The organism is Ruegeria sp. BHSC276 (genome assembly GCF_059612945.1).
In genome coordinates, this window is the sequence record NZ_JBXWRP010000003.1 from 194,294 (window position 1) to 214,724 (window position 20,431).

The window sequence follows — 20,431 nt, forward strand, 5'->3', positions numbered from 1 at the left end:
TGAAACGGCGCAGATGGGTGTTGCTGGTTGGAACGGCCGCTTTGGCCGTGGGGTTTGCGATCCGCGAGTACCGTCTGATCCCAGAGGAGTTTTCCGGCGGCAAGCTGAGCGTCGCGCAGGCGCAGGCCAGCGCCGTGTCCGGCGAAGTTCTTCTGATCGACATCCGTACACCGCGCGAATGGCAGGCGACGGGTATCGGGCGGGGCGCGATCCCCTTGGATATGCGGCGCGACGATTTCGTGGCCGCACTCGACCGTCTGACCGGCGGCGACCGCAGCCGTCCGGTTGCCCTGATCTGCGCGCGCGGTGTCCGGTCGGCCCGGCTGAGCAACGCCCTGACCCGCGCCGGGTTTTCCAACATCATCGACGTCCCCGAGGGCATGTTGGGCTCGGCGGCCGGGCCGGGCTGGATCCGGGCCGGGTTGCCGGTCGACAGCTACGAGGTGCAATCGTGAGTGCCGTTGCCCGGTGGCTGTCGGTCTGGGCCGCGTTGCTTGCCGGACCGGCGCTGGCGGCCTGCGATGGGGTCGAAGGGGCGTGTGAAACCGCGCGGGGTACCTATCTGATCGAGGTCCCCGACCAGGACCATCCGCCCTTGGTAGTGTTCCTACATGGTTACGGCGGCAGCGCGTCGGGGACCCTCAGGAACCGCGGAATGGTCGAACCGCTGCTGGCGCGCGGATACGCGGTGATGGCACCCGACGGCGCGCTGCGCAACGGGCGCAAAAGCTGGAACTTCTATCCCGGTTGGGAGGGCCGCGACGAAGCCGCATTCCTGGCCGAAGTGGTCCGGGATGCCGTCCGCCGGTTTGACATCGACCCCGACCGCGTCATCCTTGGCGGGTTTTCGGGCGGCGGGTTCATGGTGAACTACCTGGCCTGCGCCAAGCCCGACGCGTTTTCGGCCTTTGTTCCGGTATCGGGCGGCTTCTGGCGCCCGCATCCCGACGGCTGTGCCGGGCCTGTCCGCCTGTTCCACACCCATGGCTGGACCGACAACGTGGTGCCGCTCGAGGGGCGGGCGCTGGGTGGCGGCCGGTTCCTGCAGGGTGATATTTTTGCCGGTCTGGAAATCTGGCGGCAGGCCAATGGTTGCGCCGATAACCGCCCGGACGGGATTTCCACTACGGGGCCGTTCCTGCGCCGCAAATGGACCCGCTGCGCCGATGGCAGCGCGCTTGAATTCGCCCTGTTCCCCGGTGGCCACACTGTGCCCGCAGGCTGGGCCGACATGATGCTGGATTGGTACGAAGGCCTCCCGGGCGGCTGATCATTCCGCCGGGGTCAGCGTTCGTTTGCCCTTGATCAGGCGCTTCAACTCGTTGCGGTGGGCACGGGCGGCGCGGCTGATCGCTGGTTCCTTGACATCCTCAGGCATCCGCAGCAATCGCCGAGCCCGGGCCGCCGAGACCCCGCTGAGCGCCGAGAGCGGCACCGCGAAGGTCAGGCTGACGGCGATCGGGGCCAGCCAGACCGAGACCAGCCCGGACAGGATGCCGACGCTCAGCGCCACGCCGCTGACCGTCTCCAGCGCATGAAACAGGAGCAGCGTGCGCAGCCCGAATCGGCCACCCGCGCGCGCCTGGGGCGCCCAGCCCTTTTGCACCCCGAACATCGTGCGGAATACCGCGATCATCTGCTGGACCATCAGGATGGGGGCGAACAGGATCGACAGGATAACCTCGAACAGGAAGGACGCAAAGAAGCGCGCGGCGCCGCCGAAATCGGAATAACGGACACCGCTCAGCGGCAGGGCCAGCGCACCAAGGATCTTGGGCGCCAGCAGCATCGCGTACATCACTAGGATGATCAGAACGTGGCGCGTCTCGGTCATTTCCGGCCATTGCGGGAACAGGGGATTGTCGGGGCTGAAGTAATGCAGGACCGAGGCGTCCTTGCCCTGGCCGATCAGCGCCCACATGAGAAGCAGAGCGAACCACAGGGGTGACATCAGATATCCGACGGCCCCGTGGAACAGGTGAAAACGCGATACGGCCTTGAAACCCGCCGACCCCAGCAGCCGCAGATGCTGCAGGTTGCCCTGGCACCAGCGACGGTCGCGTAGGGCATGGTCGATCAGGGTAGGGGGTGTTTCCTCGTAGGACCCGCGGATGCGGGGCAGGAACCGGACCCCCCATCCGGCCCGGCGCAGCAGGCCGGCCTCCACGAAATCGTGGCTCATGATCAATTGCTCGCGTCCGTTGAGAGCGCGCAGTTTTGGCAGGCCTGCGCAGGCCGCAAAGGCCTTGGTGCGGATGATCGCGTTGTGGCCCCAGTAATTGCCTTCTTGCCCGCACCAGCGGGCCAGCCCCTCGGCAAAGGCGATGCCATAGACGCCGTTGGCGAATTGCTGCATCCGGGCAAAGACCGACTGGGCGCCGATCAACTGCGGATAGCTTTGGATCAGCCCGGCGCCGGGGTCACGGGCCAATGCGTCGGTCAGCCGCGCGATGGCGCGCCCGGTCATCAGGCTGTCGGCATCCAGAACCAGCATCGCGTCCCAGGCGCCGCCCCAGCGGCTGACCCAATCGGCGATGTTGCCCACCTTGCGGTCGGTGTTTTCGGCGCGGCGGCGGTAATACAGTTCAAGCCCCGGGGCCAGCGTGGTGCGCAGCGCCTCGACGCTGGCCTGTTCCTGGGCGGCGATATCGGGATCGCGCGTGTCAGACAGGATGAACATCGCATAGTGATGCTGACCGCCGCGCGCGCGCAGGTCTTCCAGCATCGTGCGCGCATTGCCCAGAACGTTCCACGGCGCTTCGTTGTAGACCGGCATCAGCAGGGCCACGCGCAACGGCTGCGGCCGGGCCGCGCGCCGGGGCCGGTCTTGGCGGGACAAGGAAACCATTCCCAGCAGAACCGTACTGACGGTGAATGCGATCCAGAAGAAGTTGAACGAAATAAGCGTTAGCAGAATGGCCTCGACCAGGTTGATGCCCTCGGTGTCGAACCAGTCCACCAGAAACCACAACAGGGCCAGCGTCGCGCCCATGGCGGGGGAAAACGCCATTGCCCGCCACAGGCCCGCAGACCGGTCGCCGGGCCGTTCGGGCACTTTCGCGTCGCGAAACCCGGCGCGGAAGTCCTGCGCGGGCATCGGCAGGGGGGCCTGAGGCGGCATGATATGAAGATCGGGGCTCATGCGGTCCACCGGTAAAGCCAGACCTCGGAGGCCGGGGCCTCGCCCAGACGCAGCTGCGCCCGCAATTCGACATGGTCGCGGTCGCCCGGCTGGAAGGAAAATGCCAGCCGCAGCCCGCCGGTGTCGGGGTTGCGCTGCAGTACGCCATCCGACGTTTCGGCATGGGGTGACTGCACGAAGACGCTCAGCGCGTCGGGGTCTTCGAACAATTCGCTGGGCTCGAAGTCGATCACGGCCAGCCGGCCCTCGCCAAAGGTGTTCTCACCCATGGCCGTGCGGATCACCCGGGGCATGGCCGTGCGCTGTGGCTGCTCGCCCCAAGTCAGGCGATAGGCCAGATCGACCTGCGTGCCCGCCGCCATCGGCTCGGCCGGGCGCCAATAGGCGACGATGTTGTCATAGATCTCCTGGTCTGCCGGAATTTCCACCAGCGTCACGGTGCCCTTGCCCCAATCGCCGATCGGTTCGACCCACAGACCCGGGCGTTTGTGGTATTGCGCCTCGAGATCGGCATAGTCGGAAAAGGCGCGCTTGCGCTGCATCAGGCCAAAGCCGCGCGGGTTCATGTCGACGAAAGATGAAATCTGCAGCCGCGTGGGGTTGGCCAGTGGCCGCCAGATCACTTCGCCGGCGCCATTGCGGATCATCAGCCCGTCGCTGTCATGCACGGCGTGGCGGAAATCGTCGAACCGGTTGTGGTTGGTCTGGTCGAACAGGAACATCGAGGTGCCCGGCGCGATGCCCACATGGGTCAGGTCGGTGCGCGGGAACAGGGTTGCCTCGACCTGCATCTGGCAGTCTTCTCCGGCGGTAATGTCAAACCGGTAGGCCCCGGCCACGCTGGGGCTGTCCATCAGCGCATGCACGATCATGTTGCGTTGGCCGGGCCTGGGCCGTTCCAGCCAGAACCGGATGAATTCGGGGAATTCTTCGCCCTCGGGGTCGCCGGTTTTCAGCGCCAAACCACGCGCCGACAGGCCATAGACCTCGTGCAGCCCGATGGCGCGGAAATAGCTGGCGCCTTGGAACACGCAGAACTCGTCGGTCTTGCCGGGGCGGTGCATCTCGGTGCGCAGACGGAACCCCGAGAAGCCAAGTGTGTCGCTGACAGGCAAGGGCGGTACGTCCTCGGCCCGGTCGAACATCTCGAGATCGAAGGGTACGGCCTCGACCCGGCCGCCCTCGACGGTCGAGATCTGGACCGGGCGGGGGAAGTACAGGCCGGGTGCAAAGAAATCCACGTTGAACGGGGTGTCGGACCCGAACCAAAGCCCGTGATCCAGCCGGAACCGGATCGACCGGTACTGCTCATAGGTCAGGTCCAGCCACTCTTGCGGAACCTGGGCGCGCGCCTGATAGGGGCGGCTGGCCAGGTCTCGGGCCATGGCGATGACATCGGCCCGGTCAAACGCAACGTCGCCGCCCGTGGCCCATGCGGCCCGGGCGAAGGCGAGCGCCGTTGTCGACGCCAGAAAGGAACGACGCGTAAGCTTCATGTCTTCGACTTCCACGGGTGTGATTTGAACCAAGCGGCCAGATAGGCAACGCCGATCAGCATTGCAAATCCAAAAAGATTGGCGGTCAGAACGGCGGCGAAATCCCGCCCGAATTCATCCAGGAAAACGCCGATAAGTCGTGCCACTGCCATGGAAAATACGAACACGGCAAGCGATTGCTGGCCGACCTTGGTGATCAGCTTCAGGATCACTTGCCAGATCCGCGCGCCGGCGCCGTGTCCGGTTGCGATCAGCCGGTGCCCATGGGTGCCCGCTGCGACCCAGCCCAGATAGGCCAGCGACAGAAAGTGCACATAGCGGAACAGGCCGAAATCCGTCTTTTCGCGCAGTTCGGCCGTCAGCGGCCAGACCTTGCGGATTTCGGCCGCCAGGTCGGGGGCTGCGGCCTGAACCCACAGAAACACTTTCCATGATCCGAAGGGCGCAGACAGGACCAGAAACGCCACCGCCGCCCAGATCAGGGTCTTGGACACCGGGGGCGCCGGCAGCCAGCCGCGCATGAAGGCAAAGCCTGTGAAGAACAGAAGCTGCCAGCCGAACGGGTTGAAGAACCACTGCCGGTCCGACCACGGCTCGGCCGGCAGGGCCAACGCGCCGGTTTGCGCGACCAGCCAGATCGCGACCGAAACCAGCCCGACCGCCCAGACCCCGACCCGAGACAGCCCCATGAACAGCGGCATCATCGCCAGAACCACCAGGTACATGGGCAGGATGTCGAAATAGTTCGGAACATAGGTCAGCGTGAAAAGACCCACCATCTGCGGCGCCGGGTCGTTGAAGAAATGCTGCAGGTTCAGAGCGTTGACATAGCTTTTGTCGAAAGCGCCCGACAGATCCAAGGCCGCCATGGACATGGCGACGAAGAAGAACAGGCAGATATGCGCCCAGTAGACCTGCCAGATGCGGAAGCTGACCCGCGCCGTGCCCATCCACCAGCCCTTGCGCAGGAACGCTCCGCCAAAGGCGATGGCCGAGGCCATGCCCGAACAGAAGACGAAAATCTCTGTGGCGTCGGAAAAGCCGAACCGCGCCGGAATCCAGCGCGACCACGGGTTGTTCGGAATATGTGCGATCAGGATGATGAACATCGCGATGCCGCGATAGAAATCCAGCCGCGGGTCCCGCGTCGTGGAGCGGGCTGCGGCGGGGGTTTCCACCGGGGCAAAATCAGAAACGGGCGATGCGGTCGCCATGCGGTCTCGGGTCCTTCTTGGTCTTGTCGTTATTCTGCAGGCACGCTTTGCGCATCCGACTGGTCGCGCGCGGCGTCGATCAGCGCACGCCGGGCTAGGGCATAATTGTCCTCGGCGCCTCCGCGCTTGGCCCGCCTGTCGTCCAGAATGCGCTCGACCGCGTCGAACCGCCCCGCGCGCAGGCCGGAATCTATGGTGATGCGTTCGAAGACGTCGCGTTGCGCGTGGCTGCCGCCCGCCAGCTGCATGCTGTCGCGCGCGGCCAGCAGGTGGTCAAAGGCGCGGGCATGGTCGCCCTCTCCGAACGCCTCGAGCCCCTTGGCAGCCGCTAGGCCGGGATCGGCCATGCGCCTTGCCGTGTCGGTCTCGGGGGTCTGGGCATCCTTGTGAATGCGCCCCAGCAACTTGGCCGTGGCATCGGCGCGGCTGTCTCCGGTAAGGGCCAGCAGATAGTGCAGATCGGCAAAGATCAGGCAACCGTCCTCGGTGCGCGCCGCGCTCAGATCGGCCAGTTCTTCCCACCTGCTGCCGACATCGACGCCTTCCAGTTCAAGCCGCGACAGCAGCGAAGTCGCGTTCGAGATGTCGCGGTAATCATCCGTCTTGTCCTTGCGGATCTCGTGATCGTAGAGCGCGATCACCTGATCGACCTGACCCAGATCCAGATGCATCAGCGCCTTGTGCCACCAGACGTGATAGCGGAAATTGTTGCAATGCGCCCAGGCTGCCTCGCGCCCCGCGAACCAGTCCAGGCCGGCCTTGGCTTTGCCGGTCATCTCGTGCACATGCGCCACCGCGTGCAGGCCCCAGGCATCGTCCGACACCATCCATAGCGCCTGCCGGCCCGCGATCTCGGCCTTGTCATAGTCGCCGGTTTCCTCGAGCGCGAAGGAATGGCAGCCCAGCAGATAGCCGCGGCCCGGATGATCGGGCGCATAGGCGGGCAGCACCCTCTCGATCGAGCGGCGCATGCCAGCCGCGTCGCCCAGAACGAACCGGGTGGCATGGCTGAGCTTCATGGCCAGCGCGTCCTCGGGGTGGGCGCGCAGGATGGTCTCGAACGTCTGGATCGCGCGCGACGGATGACCCGCCAGCCACTGATCCAGGGCGTCCAGATACAACGCCTCGCGCGGGGTGATCGGCTGGTGATCGGCGGCGGCGCGGGCGGTTGCGGCGGCCTCTTGGGCGACGGCCGTCATTTCGCGCCGGCCCAGCAGCACCATGAACAACCCCTTGACCGCATGGCCCAGCGCAAATTCCGGTTCCAGTTCCAGCACTCTGCCCAGATGCTGGGGTGTTACGGCCGCGTGGGCCAGGAAACCAAGCAGCACACCGTTCCACGCCTCGACCGCGATCGGGTCGGTCAGGGTGTTCATCTGTCCAAAAAGGTCTTGTTTCATGCTCGGGTCCAATCCGGCTGCGCAAAGTGACACCTCTGGGCTTAGCAGAGTGTTCGGGTGCGACGTACCAGTATCGGGCCTGCTCTCGAATTGGTGAAAGCCCGTGTGCGGCAAACGCGAAAAAATCCGCCTGTTCCGGCACATTTTCAGCAACTTGCCGCCGAAACGGGCCAGAGTGTTTCAGTTGCAGGCTGTGTTTGCCGCGCGATTACCCAGAGGTATCTCGCAAGGGACGGTCGGTTTGCCTTTCGGGGCCACAGTTGCCACAGTACGGCGCATAACATGGAGGTGCCCCGTGACAAACGACCTGACCCGCAAGGATTTTGCCGTTGCAATCTGCAAGCAGGCCGGTGAACTCGCCATGCGCTATTTTGCGGATCGCAGTGCGCTGGTCGTCGACCGGAAGGGTGCGCAGGACTGGGTGAGCGAGGCCGACCGGAATGTCGAGACCTTCATTCGCCAGAAAATCGCAGAGACATGGCCCGAGGATGGGGTGGTGGGCGAGGAACACGGCCGCACGCCGGGGACCAGCGGCTTTGACTGGGTGATCGACCCGATAGACGGCACAACGAATTTCGTCAATGGAATCCCGGTCTGGACGGTGGTTCTGGCCGGGGTCGCTGATGGGCGGACCCAGATCGGCGTGATCCATGATCCGAATGTGCACGAAACCTTTGCGGCCGCGCGCGGTGGCGGCGCCACGCTGAACGGAGCACCGATGCAGGTTGCTTCCGGCGTCGCGTTGAACTCGGGCACGGTGGCGGTGGGCTATTCGAACCGGATCGAGGCGCGCCATGTCGTGCCGATCGTGTCAGACCTGATTGCGCGCGGGGCGATGTTTCACCGCAATGCCAGTGGGGCCTTGTCCCTGGCCTATGTCGCGGCGGGGCGGTTGTTGGGCTATGTCGAAGAGCACATGAACGCCTGGGACTGCCTGGCGGGGCAACTGATGATCGCCGAGGCCGGTGGCTGTGTCGAAGATCAGGATGCCGATGCCATGATCCGCCAGGGCGGCCGCGTGATCGCGGGCACGCCCGACGTGTTCGACACCCTGCGCGAGATCGCCGAGCAGGCCTGGGCGGACTGACCGCTAGCCGATTGAGCGCCACCCGGTCCGAGGCCGCAAGGTTGCCAGATCCGCGCGCCAGAAATGTCCTTGGAAAGGTTGGTCGAATTGGCGGTCGATGGGCCGGTGCGACAAGGCACACCACAATAGCGTGCCGACGGCCCCATGGGTCACGACCGCAAGATCCGCCCCGTCATGCGTTGCGACAATCCGGGAAACGGCACCGAGCATCCGGGTCTGCGCGGCGCGAGCGGTTTCCCATCCGCAAAAGCTCTGGTCGGGCTGGGCAAAAAACGCGTTGGCCGCGCTTTCGAACACGGTGTGGGGCAAATATCCTGTGGCGCTGCGATCATTTTCGCCCAAGGCCGCGTTTTGTGCCACAGGCAAGGCGCGAGGCGCCGCAAGGATCGCAGCGGTTTCGCGGGCCTTTCTTTCGGTGCTGACCCATATATGTGAAACTTTGTCCATTTCGGGGCTGGCGGCGAATGTCTTGGCCCGGCGGCGGCCCCGGTCGCACAGAGGCCAGTCCACCACCAGGATGTCGGGGTCGACGACGACTTCGGGGTGCGTGATCACCAGCAGGTCGGGCATCTATGCCTCGGGCAGCAGGACCGGGCCTTTGTCGGCGAAGGCCATCCGCACCTGCGCGCCAGGGGCCAGCGGGGTGTCCACGTCCTCGTGCACCGCGAAGACCTGGCCGAAATTGCCGGTCAGCGTGTATTCCATCCGCACACCGACATAGGTTGCTTTGGCCACCGTGGCCGGAATTCCCCGCTTGGCCCCGATCACCAGCCGCGACGGGCGGACGGCGACGGTGCCCGGCCCTTGGGGCAGCCCGCGGGATGGCAGGGAATGGCGATAGCCTTCGATTTCGATCGTTGCGGTTTCGCCTTCGATGACAACGATCTGACAGGCCAGCAGGTTGGCCTCGCCGATGAAATCGGCCACGAAGCGGTCGTTGGGGGCATCATAAAGCTGTCGGGGCGTTCCGATCTGGGCAATGGCGGCGTTGCGCATCACCACGATCTCGTCCGATACGGCCAGTGCTTCTTCCTGGTCATGGGTGACATAGACCACTGTCAGGCCGAGATCCTGCTGGATGGCGCGGATGTCCTCGCGCACCTGGCGGCGCAGCTTGGCATCCAGATTCGAAAGCGGCTCGTCGAACAACAGTACTTGCGGTTCCAGAACCAGCGCACGCGCCACGGCGACCCGCTGCTGCTGACCGCCCGACAGTTCCGATGGCAACCGCGCGTCAAACCCCTTGAGGCCCACCAGATCCAGCCCCTGCAACGCGCGGCTGCGGGCCTCGTCCTTGCCGAAGCCCGAAAAGGTCAGGCCATACATGACGTTTTCCAGCACGCTCATGTGCGGGAACAGGGCATAGGACTGGAACACCATCGACACGTCGCGGTCGGTCGCCGGTAGCTTTGTCACGTCGCGGTCGCCGATAAGGATGCGGCCCGAACTGGCCATCTCGAGCCCCGCGATCATGCGCAGGGTCGTGGTCTTGCCGCAGCCCGACGGACCCAGCAACGTGACCAGCTTGCCCGCTTCGACATGCAGGTCGATGGCGTCGACGGCGACGACATCCTTTCCGAAAACCTTGGACACGCGGTCAAAGCGGACCGGGGCGGCCTTCGAGCCGATATGAGTGTCGGTCATGGCAATGTCTCCGTTTCGTGCACTGTGCGCCGCCCGATGCGGACCCGGCCCACCAGAAGTTGCAGCAGCCCGACCGCCGCAAGCATCACGAAGATCAGGGTCGTGGAATAGGCGATGGCCAGGCCGTAATCGTTGTTCTCGACCCGCCCGATGATATAGCTGGTGGCCATGTCATATTCGGCACTGACCAGGAAGATCACGGCCGAGATGGCGGTCATCGCGCGGACGAAGCTGTAGACCAGCGCAGCCAGGATCGCCGGCCGCAGCAGCGGCAGGATGACCCGCCGGAAGGTCTGCCAGGAATTCGCCCCCAGCGTCAGCGAGGATTCATCCAGGCTGCGGTCCAGCTGTGACATGCTGGCGATGCCGGCGCGCACACCCACCGGCATGTTGCGAAAGATGAAGCTGACCACCAGGATGACACCGGTTCCCGTGATCTCAATCGGGGGCACGTTAAATGCCAGAATATAGCTGACGCCGATCACCGTGCCGGGAATGGCAAAGGACAGCATGGTGCCGAATTCGAAGGCGTTCTTGCCCGCAAAATTCTGCCGGGTCAGAAGGTAGGCCGTCACCAGACCCACGGCGGCGGTCAGCGGGGCGGCGATGGCGGCGATGGTTATGGTGGTCCAGAAACTGTCCCAGGCGGCGCCGGTCCAGCGGATGCCTTCCGCATCCAGCCGCACCGAGAAGGCGGTGACGTAGTGCTTGAAGGTCAGCGTGTTGTTGACCCCCCACAGCTCGACCACGCTGCCATAGACGATCATCGCATAGACGACTACCGTGAACAGCGCCCAGCCCAGCGCGATTACCGCTACCGGGATCGACAGGCCCGTGGGCATCAGCGGATGCACACCGGAATCGCCCTTGCCGGTCACGGTGGTATAGCTTTTCTTGCCCAGCCACACGCGCTGAGCGTAGAAGGCCGACAGGGTAAAGAACAAAAGCACCATCGCCAGCACCGCCGCGCGGCCCTGATCGTACTGGGCGCCGACGATGGCAAAGAAGATCTCGGTCGACAGCACGTCGAAATTGCCGCCTAGAACCAGCGGGTTGCCGAAATCGGCCATGCTCTCGATGAAGCCCAGCAGGAAGGCGTTCGCCAGGCCCGGTCGCATCAAGGGCAGCGAGACGGTTCTGAAGGTCTGCCACCGGTTGGCCCGCAAGGTCTGTGCGGCCTCCTCCATCGAGGGCGAGACACCCTCGACCACGCCGATCAGCACCAGGAAGGCGATGGGCGTGAAGGCAAGGGTCTGTGCGATCAGGATGCCGGGCATCCCGTACAGCCAGCGCGTGGGCTGGGTGCCGAACAGATCGGCGACGAAGCGCGTTACCGATCCGGACAGGCCGAACAGCAGGATCAGCGCCAGTCCGATCACGAAGGGCGGGGTGATGATAGGCAGCACCGTCAGGGCGCGCAGCGCTCGTTTGTAGCGAAAGCCCGACCGGGTGACGACCAGCGCGAAACACAGGCCCAACGCGGTGGTAAGCAGCCCGACCAGAACCGCCAGCACCAGCGAATTCCAGGCCGCACCGCATTTCGCGCCCCATAGGCACCCTAGCCCCCACAGCCGGTCGTCGAAGAATTTCCAGAAGAAGACCGCCACCGAATAGGCCCCGTCCTCGGTCACGAAGGCGGCAAACAGCATTCTGGCGATCGGGAAGAAGACAAAGGCGGTGACGATGGTGATGACGCCGCCGATGGCGCTGACGACGAACACGTCTCCGTTCACGGCGCCGCGCGCAGCGATCCCCTGGGTCAGCAAAAAAAGAAAGCTCGAGGCGCAGATCATCGCGCCATAGCCCATGCCGAACTGCCGGTCGCCCAGCTCTCCGAACAGGGCGGTCAGCCAGTCGAAGTTGAAACCGCGGATGCCGATGCCGAACCCCTGCGCGATCAGCCAGGCAAAGCCGAACGCCCCCGACAGGATCAGGATGCGGGCGTGCAGCGGGTCGGATTTCGGCCGGCCCAGCGCCAGCAGTGGCAAGGCCAGCGCAAGGACCATCGGCGCCAGCCAAAGCTTCTTGCCCTGTGCAATCAGAAAGGCCGCGGGGGCATAGTCGTCGTCAAACGGATAGCCATCGACCAGCCAGTGGAACGACCAGAAGCCGTCCTCGACCATGTACCACGGCAGCAGGCAATAGCCGACCCACCCGGCGGCGATCCAGAAGATCAGCACCGAATGGGCCGTTTTTGTGGTGGAACGCGTCATTTACTGCGGCAGAACCGAAACCTCTTCGTCCCATTTCTGCAGCAGGCGTTTGCGTTCGTCGGACGAGCCGTATTTCTTGAAATCATAGTCGATCAGCTTGATCTGGCTCATGTCCGGCGCGCTGTCCGAGGTCTTGGCCGCCTTGTTCGACGGTACTTGGAAAGCGTTGACCTCGAGCGCCAGGTTCTGCGCCTCGGCGCTCAGGGCCCAGTCATAGAATTTCTTGGCTTCTTCGACGTTGCGGGCGCCGTCGATGATCGACATCGACCCGATCTCATAGCCGGTGCCTTCGCACGGGGCGACCACCTGGATGGGAAAGCCCGCCACGGCTTGTTTTACCGCGTCATGCATGAAGACGATCCCGATGGTCGTCTCGCCACGGGCCGCCGCCTTGATCGGGGCCGAGCCCGATTTGGTGTATTGATTGATGTTCTTGTGCAGGCCCTTCATGAAGTCGAACCCTTCGTCCTCGCCGAAGATCTGCACCATCGAGGCCAGCGTCGTGTAGGCGGTCCCCGACGAGTTCGGGTTCGCCATCTGGATATGGCCCTTGTATTCGGGCTTCAGCAGATCCTTCCAGCAGGACGGCTCGGCCAGGTTGTTGGCTGCCAGCAACTCGGTGTTGTAGCCATAGCCCAGCGCGCCCGAATAGATGCCGATCGTCCGGTTTCCGGCACTTTCGGCCTGCGCGAGCGCCCAGTCATGCAGCTGGTCGCGCATGGGCGAGAGATACTCCATCGTCAGGCCCTCTTCTGCGGCCTGCAAGTGCGGATCACCCGTACCGCCCCACCACACGTCGCCCTTGGGGTTGGACGCCTCGGCGCGGATCTGGGCAAAGGTCTCGCCCGAGGATTTGCGGGTCATGTTGACATCGATGCCGGTGGCGTCCTCGAAGCTGCGCGCCATCAGCTGGCACCAGTCTTCCTGCGCCGAGCAGTACAGGGTCAGCTTGTCCGCGTAGGAGGCCGAGACCGAGGTGGTCAGGGCCACGAGTGAACCTGCGAATGTCAGTGTGAGTCGTTTCATGTCTTTCCTCCCAGTTGCATGTCGGTGGCCGGGTTGGCCGCCTCGTACTCGTCCTCACACGGTCTTGCGCCGCTTTGTTTCAGTCAGTTTCCTTCAGGATGCGCCTCCGATCTTGCGGGGGCGGGCCAGTCGGCTGCCCAGCAGATCACCGGTTTCCTCGGCGATCGGATAGGCCACGAAGGCGAGGGCCGCGTTCACCTGCTTGAGCAGGCGCAGTGTTTCCTGATGGATGTTCGTGGTTTCAATGCTGGCCGCCGCGCCGTTCTGCAGACGTTTCAGGTGCCGTTCCTGCAGGTTCTGTTCCTCGATCCGGATCCGGTCCTTCTCGGCCACCAACTGACGAGCGGCCTCGGCGTCGCCGGTTGTCAGAACGCTTAGCGCCAACTGGCCGTTCGTAACGACCTGATCGTGGAAATGTTCGATGTCGGCCAACCCTTCCTTGGAAAAGGTCAAGGCTTCGTCGGCCAGTTTTTGCGCCACCGCCACCAGGTTGACCGCGAGCCGGTCGGCGGCCTCTTCCAGGTTGTTGGCCGTGGCCACAATGCCCAGCGATTTCTTTTCCTGCTCCGGCGTCAGGTCGTTTTCGCGCATGCGCGAGATGTAGATCTTGATGGCGAAGTGCATCCGGTCGACCTCGTCCTCGCGCAGCTGGATCACCCGGGCCAGTTCCGGATTCCAGTTCCGAAACAGTTGAACCACCGGCACCAGCATGGCCTGCACCGTTTCTGCCATACGCAGCAGCTCGCGCTGTGCGCAGGCCATTGCCAGGGGCGGGTGGTCGAGGGCGCCGGGATCCAACGCCGAAACGCTTTCGGTGGTTGACGCCGCGTGGCGCGGCAGAAACCTGTCGACCAATGCAACCAGAGGTTCGGTCAGCGGCAGTGCGACCACCAGAAGGATGGCGTTCAGCAGGATATGCAGCAGGACAACCTGCTGGCCCGGCGCAGCAGCGAGCATGTCCATGTTCAGTATCCCGGCCAGCAGCAGTGTCAGGGCAACCAGCGTCAGACCCGCACGTGCCACGAGGTTCGATAGAACCACCAGCCTGGCCGGGCGCTCGTGTCCCCACAGCAGGGCTACCGGAATCACCGCTCCGCCCAGATTGGCCCCGATCACCAGTGCGGCCGCGACCGGGGCGGCGATCAGTCCCGATGCAGTGAAAGTTGCGAAAGTCAGTACCGAGGCCAGGCTGGAATGCATCACCCAGGCCAGCAATGCGCCGATCACATAGGCGCTGAGCAGATCGTTCTCAAAATAGGCGGCAATGCTCTGGACGATCGGGTTGGCCCCGATCGACGCGGTGGCCTCGCGGATCATGCCAAGCGACAGCAGCACCAGGGCAAATCCGATCACGATGCGGCCGACCTGTTTGGTCTTGCGGCGCTGCGCCTTCAAGAAGGTGACCACGCCCGCAAGCAAGGCAAAGGGTATCACCGCCTCGACCGGCAGGAACAGAACCTGCGTCATCAAGGCCGAGCCCAACTCGGCCCCCAGAATCAAGGCCAGAGCCGATTGCGCCGCCAACATCCCCGATACGGCGAATCCCGCGCCGATCAGGGCCACCGCAGTCGCGCTTTGCATCAGCATGGCCGTCAGGCTGCCGCCAAGTGCGGCCGACAGCTTGCGTTCGGACAAGGTTTTCAGTCCACGCTTCAGTTCTGGCAGAAAGGCGCGTTCGATGCCCGTTCGGATCAGCCGGACTGACCACAACAGCAGCGCCACCGCCGCCGCCAGATGTGTGGCAAGTACGATCATGTGGAGGTCGCCCGCTTCAGTCTTTGGTGGCGCATTGTTGACCAACCGCGTTTGTATTCTCGAAGTTTGGCAAGTGTCACCACCAATTTGAGGGTTTTGCAACAAAATATTTGCAAAAATGCTGGAAAGCCCACAGTTTTGCCTTGTTGACCGGGCCGGAGTTAAAGATGTCAAACACCAAGGCAAAACAGAAAGACGCCAGGAAGGGAAAGGACCGGCTGAAGAAATCAGACCGGCGGCGCCAGATCCTGCTCGAGCTGAAATTGCGGCCGCATGTCCGGATCAGCGATTTGGCCCGCAGCTTCAACGTCTCGACCGAGACCGTCCGGCGGGATTTTGACGCCCTCGCCAAGGATGGCCTGCTGGCGCGCGCGCATGGCGGGGCCTCGACCGCGTCGCAAGGCCATTACCCCAGCCTTGACGAGCGTACGGCCGCCCGCGCCGCCGAGCGGACGCGTATCGGGGAAACGGCGGCTGCGCTGGTGCAGGAGGGCGACACGGTAATGATCGACTCCGGGTCAACAACGATTCAACTGGCCCGCGCTCTGGCGTTGCAGGGGCGGTCTTGTACGGTGATCACGAACTCGATTCCGGTCGCCGCAGCGCTGGGTGACAGCGCGGCCGACGTGATCCTCTGTCCGGGGGAATTCCTGCCGGCTGAATCGGCCGTGATCGGCGCCGATACGCTCGAGTATCTCTCGCGGTTCAATGTCGATCGCTGCCTGATCGGCGCGACGGGCCTGACCGACGAGGGGGTGTCAGAGGCGATCAGCGGCTTTGCGGCGATCAAGAGGACGATGCTGCAGCGCGCGGCCAACAGGCACCTGCTGATCGATGCACAGAAATTCGGCTGCAAGGGTTTGGTCCGCGCCGGCGCGCTGGCCGATTTGGACAGCGTCGTGGTCGATACCGCGCCGACGGGGCCGCTGCGCGCGGCGCTCGACGCTGCAAACGTCGAAATCGTGTTGGCGGACTTTGGCTGAAACCGGCAAGCTCTGGTCCAAGAAGGGCAGCACAGAGCCACGCCAAACTTCCGTTGTCCAACTTTGCGCCCAGTTCAGTGTGATCGTCAGGGCGATGGCCGCACATACGCCCGATCAAGGCAGTTCCTGATCATGCTTCGAACGGGTCGTCCGCGTCCAGGACGGCTTGGGTATCCGCCCCAAAGGTCGGAGGTGCCGTTCGATAGGTCACGGGCGTGCGGGACAGCTTCAGCGGGTTTCCGATCAGATTGACGGGGGCGGAGCCGGCCTGCATGTCGATCTGCATCTGCCGCGCGGCCACCTGGTCCGAGGCAAAGACCTGATCCAGTGTCTGAACCGGGCCGACCGGCACTTTCAGCGCCTCGAGGCCATCGATGATGGCCTTGGTGTCCAGCCGCTGCAGCGCGGGCCGCAGAACCGCGTTCAGGGCATCGCGGTGTTCCAGCCGGGCCGGGTTGGTGGCGAACCGCGCATCGTCGGGTAGGTGATCGAGGTTCAGAAAGCCGCAGAAGCGCCGGAACTGGCTGTCATTTCCCACGGCCAGAATGACGTGGCCGTCGGCGGTTTCATAAACATCGTAGGGCACGATGTTGGGGTGCCCATTGCCGCGCCGCTGTGGAACCTGGCCCGAGGTCAGATAATTCACGCCCTCGTTGATCAGCCATGCGATCTGGCTGTCGACCAGTGCGATGTCGATCTGCTGGCCTTCGCCGGTTTGATCCCGGTGGCGCAGCGCCGCCAGAATGCCGACGGTCGCGTACATGCCGCACATTACGTCGGCGATGCCCACGCCCACTTTCATCGGGGCTCCGTCCGGCTCGCCCGTCAGCGACATAATCCCACCATAGCCCTGCGCCATCAGGTCATAGCCAGGCTTGGCCGCGTTCGGGCCGGTCTGGCCGTAGCCCGAGATCGAACAGTAGATCAGCCCCGGAAAGTCGCGCGAGAGGGTTTCATGGTCCAGCCCGTATTTGGCCAGCCCGCCGGGTTTGAAGTTTTCTATGAAGATGTCGGCATGGGAAGCCAGCCGCCGGATCTGTTCCTGCCCCTCTGGCGTGGCGATATCGATGGCGACGGACTTCTTGTTGCGGTTCGCGGCCATGAAATAGGCGCTTAGGTCGGTCGGGTTGCCATCCGCATCGGTGACATAGGGCGGCCCCCACTGGCGGGTGTCGTCGCCACCGGTGGCCGGATTTTCCACCTTGATCACGCTAGCGCCTAGATCGCCCAGCAGCTGCGTACAGGTCGGGCCGGCCAGAATGCGCGACAGATCCAGAACCTTGACGCCCTTCAGCGGCCCTTCAGATGCGGCCATCATAGCCTCCGCGGTCGATCTCGGCGGCGATCACGGTGAACGTGTCGGCGGCCATCGCGGCCTTCAGCGCCGCCCGCAGTTCGGCGCGGTTGCGCACGGTGTGGCCGTTTCCGCCGAACGCCCGGCCCATCGCGGCATAGTCATGCCGGTCGAAATCGACGCCCCGGTTGCCCATCTGGCGCTGGCGTTGTTTCAATTCGATCAGTGCCAGGCTGGCATCGACAAAGACCAGAAAGATCGGGTTTCCGCCCATTTCTGCGGCGGTCGACAACTCACCGGCCACCATCAGGAAACCGGCATCGCCGGAAAAACTGATTACCGGTCGGTCTGGTTCGGCCAGTTTCAAGCCGATCGCCATTGGAACGGCGCAACCCATCGTGCACAGCGCCGACGACTGGATCAGGCCGCGCGCTTCGGAGCATTGCCACATCTGACTAAGGAGGATGCGGTGCGCGCCGCTGTCGGCGGTGGCCAGTGTTTCGGGGGGCAGGGTGTCGCGGGCCTCGGCGATCACGGCGGCGGCGCCCCAGTCGTCATCGGTCGGAAAGGCCGCAGCCAATGCGGCCTTGACCTGCGCCGGTTGGCCTTGGGGCCAAGTCGGTCGTGCAGGGTTGCCCTTGGCGATCGCCTCAAGCGTGGCGCCGGTATCGGCCACCAGGTTCAGCCCCGCCTGGTGCATGTAGTGGTCATTCGCCACGGCCGAGATGTCGATCACGCGTTTCTCGTCCGGGTCCCAGATCTCGCGCCAACCTGGGCGCATTTCGATCGGGTCGTAGCCCAGACACAGGATCAGGTCGGCCTGTTCGACCAGCGGCACAAGGAGCGTGTCGGCCAGGGGCGACAGGCCCGCACCGCCCAGGCACAGCGGGTGATCCTCGGGCACCACGCCCTTGGCCTTGTAGGTCGTGACGAACGGGATGCCGAAATGTTCCAGAAACGCCCGCACAACGCTGCGCGAGTCGTCATACAGCACGTCCAGCCCGATGATCGCCAGCGGACGCTCGGCCTCGGCCACCCAGCGGCGGGCCTTCTCGAGGCATGTCCCCTCGGGCGCGACGCGGGCGGCCCGGGTCAGCCGTCGGCGTTTGGTGACCGACACCCGGGTATCGGCGACGGAAATCGGCACGTCGATATGCACCGGTCCCGGTCGAGGCTGCGTGGCCAGCGACACGGCCTTGTCGGCGATGATGTCGGCGCCCATGGCCGTCAGGGTGAACGTGCCCTTGGTGATCGAGCGATAGACCTGCGCGTGATCCATGACCTGATGGGTATAGGTCAGCGCCTCGTCGGCATCGACGCAGCCGGTCAGCACGATCATCGGCACCCGATCCTGCAGCGCGTTGGCCACGACATTGATGCCGTTCATTGCCCCCGGCCCCAGAGTCGCCACCAGAATCGCTGGCGCGCCGTCGCGGTGGTGCACCGCCTCGGCCATGAAACCAGCGGAGTTTTCGTGCTTGGTCAGGTGAAAGGTGATCCCGGCCTGTTCCAGTGCATCGACCAGTGTCAACACCTCGCCTCCGGGCATGCCGAAGGCGTGGCGGCACCCGGCCTCGTACAGCCGTTGCGCCAGAAGGTCCGCAGCGCGGGGGGACAGGTCCTGCATCGAACAAGCTCCGTAAGTTCCGTTGCGCAGCAGATTGCGGAGGTTCCGGGCCGGCGCAAGCCGCATCACGTCAGTGTGACTAATTGACAGCCATCTCGGCGATGGCGGCGAACTTGGCGTCCAACTCTGCGGCGATCGCGGTCAGGGCGCCGGTGCCATCGGTGTAAGGGGTAAAGACCAGGCTGGGCGTCTTGTAGGACAGCGTAGCGGTTCCGTCCTCGTTTTCCGTGACATAGAGGCGGATCGGCGCCTCGATCATCGCGGGCACCGATTGTTCCAGAACCCGCACCGCATAGTCGTTGTTGAAGACGCCGATCACCCGGTTGCCCGGAATGGTGATGCCGCGCGCGGCGGCGGCCTTGGTCGGCCCGGCCTGGGTGACCACGGCCATCCCGTTTGCCTTGACCGCTGCGATCGTGTCGGCCACCAGCGCGTCATGGGCCTTGGCCGACGGGTGGACGGCCCAACCCGGCCGGGGTTCGATATCGGCCGCCAGCGCGGGAAGCGCCTGCAGGCCGAGGAAAAACACAAGATGTTTCATCGCGGGCTCTCCAAGTCGTGGTTGGCTCGAGTCTTGCCGAAATCACGGGCGCGTACAGTCACAATATCGTGGGTGGCGGGCTTGCGCCGGGGTTGCGAAACCCGCACAAGCGACAGTGTGAAACGAAAAAGGCAGGCGAGGGGCATGCGTGTTTTGATCTGCAGCAGCTGCGCGGGCGAGCGCGACCAGCCGGCCGAGCGACAGGCCGTATTGGACGCCCTGCGCGCTGCGGGACTGGACGGGCAGGTCGAGATCGCCGAGCACGCCTGTTTCAGTGGCTGCAATGAACCGACCGTGGTGGCGATTCAGGGGGAAAGCTTGGCGTCTTACGTGTTTTCGGGGATCGATCCGGTTGCCGATGCCGATGACATTGCGGCGACCTGCCGGACCATTCTGAACAGCCCGAATGGCTGGATCGAGGACGCCCGGCCGTGCGGGCGGCTTCGCTTGTGTCTGCGGGCGCGGATCCCTGCGCTTCAGTCCACCTGAACCGTGACCGAGGCGCTGACAGGCACCCCATCCACGGCGAGCGGGCTGTGGCTGTTGGCGTTCAGCGAGACCTCAATGGTGGCTTCGCCCTTGGGCAGGTCCGGAAGGTGCATCCAGTCGCCATAAAGCCGCGCTAGCTTGACGCCGTTCACATAGACATGCGCATGGCCTTCTCCAGGCCTGTCCGCCAAAGAGGCGTTCTCCGGAGAGAAGTGGAAGTTCTTTGGCACCACATGCAGGTTCCAACCCGCCATCGGGTCAGGGGTGACGGCGATCTCCAGCCCCGGCGCATCCGGTCCGGCGGGCAGGTTGATGGCGGTGCTGTGATCATGGGCCGTGGCCTCGACGTGATGGCCGCCGTGTTGAGCGGGGTCGGTATGGTCGTGACCGTCGAAGGTGACGCCGTTGGCTGCGGCCAGCACGAACCCGGCGCCCCCGCCAAAGACCAGACCGATCGCAAATAGTGCAAGCGAGCGTGTCATCTTGTTTCCTTCAAAAGCAGATGATCCGCCAGTTGGTC

At 64.4% G+C, this 20,431-nt stretch carries 18 protein-coding genes; 5 read left to right on the forward strand and 13 right to left on the reverse strand.

Annotated features, from left to right (window positions below; translation table 11 throughout):
• The first annotated feature begins 20 nt into the window (after positions 1-20).
• Entirely contained in the window at positions 21-455 is a 435-nt protein-coding gene (locus AC2FMD_RS04600) for a rhodanese-like domain-containing protein (protein WP_496742139.1), read from the forward strand.
• Entirely contained in the window at positions 452-1,270 is an 819-nt protein-coding gene (locus tag AC2FMD_RS04605) for a CE1 family esterase (protein ID WP_496742137.1), read from the forward strand. Before AC2FMD_RS04600 ends, AC2FMD_RS04605 begins: the two co-directional genes overlap by 4 nt.
• On the opposite strand, the gene mdoH is transcribed toward AC2FMD_RS04605, so the two are convergent.
• Genes mdoH through AC2FMD_RS04625 form a run of 4 tightly spaced genes read right to left on the reverse strand, consistent with a single transcriptional unit; the run spans position 1,271 to position 7,252 of the window.
• Positions 1,271-3,142 carry a glucans biosynthesis glucosyltransferase MdoH gene (gene mdoH, locus AC2FMD_RS04610; protein WP_496742135.1) on the reverse strand — a complete coding sequence of 624 codons (1,872 nt, stop codon included), beginning with the start codon at positions 3,140-3,142 and terminating at the stop codon, positions 1,271-1,273.
• Positions 3,139-4,638 (reverse strand): OpgD/OpgG family glucan biosynthesis protein, encoded by a 1,500-nt coding sequence (locus AC2FMD_RS04615; protein WP_496794743.1) that lies wholly within the window; start codon positions 4,636-4,638, stop codon positions 3,139-3,141. Before AC2FMD_RS04615 ends, mdoH begins: the two co-directional genes overlap by 4 nt.
• The gene (locus AC2FMD_RS04620) at positions 4,635-5,852 is read right to left on the reverse strand and encodes an OpgC family protein (protein ID WP_496794744.1); all 1,218 of its coding nucleotides are present in this window, start codon (positions 5,850-5,852) and stop codon (positions 4,635-4,637) included. The genes AC2FMD_RS04615 and AC2FMD_RS04620 overlap by 4 nt, the downstream gene beginning before the upstream one ends.
• 29 nt (positions 5,853-5,881) lie before the next feature.
• Complete coding sequence (locus AC2FMD_RS04625; RefSeq protein WP_496794745.1) at positions 5,882-7,252, reverse strand: tetratricopeptide repeat protein; 1,371 nt, start codon at positions 7,250-7,252, stop codon at positions 5,882-5,884.
• A 295-nt stretch (positions 7,253-7,547) separates the two neighbouring features.
• On the opposite strand from AC2FMD_RS04625, the gene AC2FMD_RS04630 reads away from it, so the two are divergent.
• On the forward strand, positions 7,548-8,339 hold the full coding sequence (locus tag AC2FMD_RS04630) for an inositol monophosphatase family protein (protein ID WP_496687404.1): 792 nt from the start codon (positions 7,548-7,550) through the stop codon (positions 8,337-8,339).
• Between the two features lie 3 nt (positions 8,340-8,342).
• Here the strand turns inward: AC2FMD_RS04630 and AC2FMD_RS04635 are convergent, their stop codons facing one another.
• The 5 genes from AC2FMD_RS04635 to AC2FMD_RS04655 form a co-directional block, all read right to left on the reverse strand.
• Positions 8,343-8,909 carry a histidine phosphatase family protein gene (locus tag AC2FMD_RS04635; RefSeq protein ID WP_496742129.1) on the reverse strand — a complete coding sequence of 189 codons (567 nt, stop codon included), beginning with the start codon at positions 8,907-8,909 and terminating at the stop codon, positions 8,343-8,345.
• The gene (locus tag AC2FMD_RS04640) at positions 8,910-9,983 is read right to left on the reverse strand and encodes an ABC transporter ATP-binding protein (RefSeq protein ID WP_496742127.1); all 1,074 of its coding nucleotides are present in this window, start codon (positions 9,981-9,983) and stop codon (positions 8,910-8,912) included.
• Positions 9,980-12,196: an ABC transporter permease gene (locus tag AC2FMD_RS04645; RefSeq protein WP_496742125.1), complete on the reverse strand. Its 2,217-nt coding sequence runs from the start codon at positions 12,194-12,196 to the stop codon at positions 9,980-9,982. Before AC2FMD_RS04645 ends, AC2FMD_RS04640 begins: the two co-directional genes overlap by 4 nt.
• Positions 12,197-13,222, reverse strand: a complete 1,026-nt coding sequence (locus tag AC2FMD_RS04650) for an ABC transporter substrate-binding protein (protein WP_496680169.1) — start codon at positions 13,220-13,222, stop codon at positions 12,197-12,199.
• 93 nt (positions 13,223-13,315) lie between these two features.
• On the reverse strand, positions 13,316-14,977 hold the full coding sequence (locus AC2FMD_RS04655) for a Na/Pi cotransporter family protein (protein WP_496680171.1): 1,662 nt from the start codon (positions 14,975-14,977) through the stop codon (positions 13,316-13,318).
• A gap of 167 nt (positions 14,978-15,144) precedes the next feature.
• On the opposite strand from AC2FMD_RS04655, the gene AC2FMD_RS04660 reads away from it, so the two are divergent.
• Positions 15,145-15,960, forward strand: coding sequence for a DeoR/GlpR family DNA-binding transcription regulator (locus AC2FMD_RS04660; RefSeq protein ID WP_496680173.1), 816 nt, complete (start codon positions 15,145-15,147; stop codon positions 15,958-15,960).
• A 130-nt stretch (positions 15,961-16,090) separates the two neighbouring features.
• Here the strand turns inward: AC2FMD_RS04660 and AC2FMD_RS04665 are convergent, their stop codons facing one another.
• The 3 genes from AC2FMD_RS04665 to AC2FMD_RS04675 all read right to left on the reverse strand — a co-directional run bounded on the left by AC2FMD_RS04665 (position 16,091) and on the right by AC2FMD_RS04675 (position 19,422).
• Positions 16,091-17,275: a CaiB/BaiF CoA transferase family protein gene (locus tag AC2FMD_RS04665; RefSeq protein WP_496742123.1), complete on the reverse strand. Its 1,185-nt coding sequence runs from the start codon at positions 17,273-17,275 to the stop codon at positions 16,091-16,093.
• Positions 17,262-18,881: a thiamine pyrophosphate-binding protein gene (locus tag AC2FMD_RS04670; RefSeq protein WP_496794746.1), complete on the reverse strand. Its 1,620-nt coding sequence runs from the start codon at positions 18,879-18,881 to the stop codon at positions 17,262-17,264. Before AC2FMD_RS04670 ends, AC2FMD_RS04665 begins: the two co-directional genes overlap by 14 nt.
• Before the next feature lie 79 nt (positions 18,882-18,960).
• Positions 18,961-19,422 carry a DUF302 domain-containing protein gene (locus tag AC2FMD_RS04675; protein WP_496742119.1) on the reverse strand — a complete coding sequence of 154 codons (462 nt, stop codon included), beginning with the start codon at positions 19,420-19,422 and terminating at the stop codon, positions 18,961-18,963.
• Positions 19,423-19,566: 144 nt separating this feature from the next.
• Here AC2FMD_RS04675 and AC2FMD_RS04680 point away from each other — a divergent pair, with 144 nt between their 5' ends.
• Positions 19,567-19,911, forward strand: coding sequence for a DUF1636 family protein (locus AC2FMD_RS04680; RefSeq protein WP_496742117.1), 345 nt, complete (start codon positions 19,567-19,569; stop codon positions 19,909-19,911).
• Here AC2FMD_RS04680 and AC2FMD_RS04685 read toward each other — a convergent pair.
• Positions 19,899-20,393: a hypothetical protein gene (locus AC2FMD_RS04685; RefSeq protein ID WP_496711728.1), complete on the reverse strand. Its 495-nt coding sequence runs from the start codon at positions 20,391-20,393 to the stop codon at positions 19,899-19,901. The two genes, AC2FMD_RS04680 and AC2FMD_RS04685, sit on opposite strands and share 13 nt — an antisense overlap.
• Positions 20,394-20,431 lie beyond the last annotated feature (38 nt).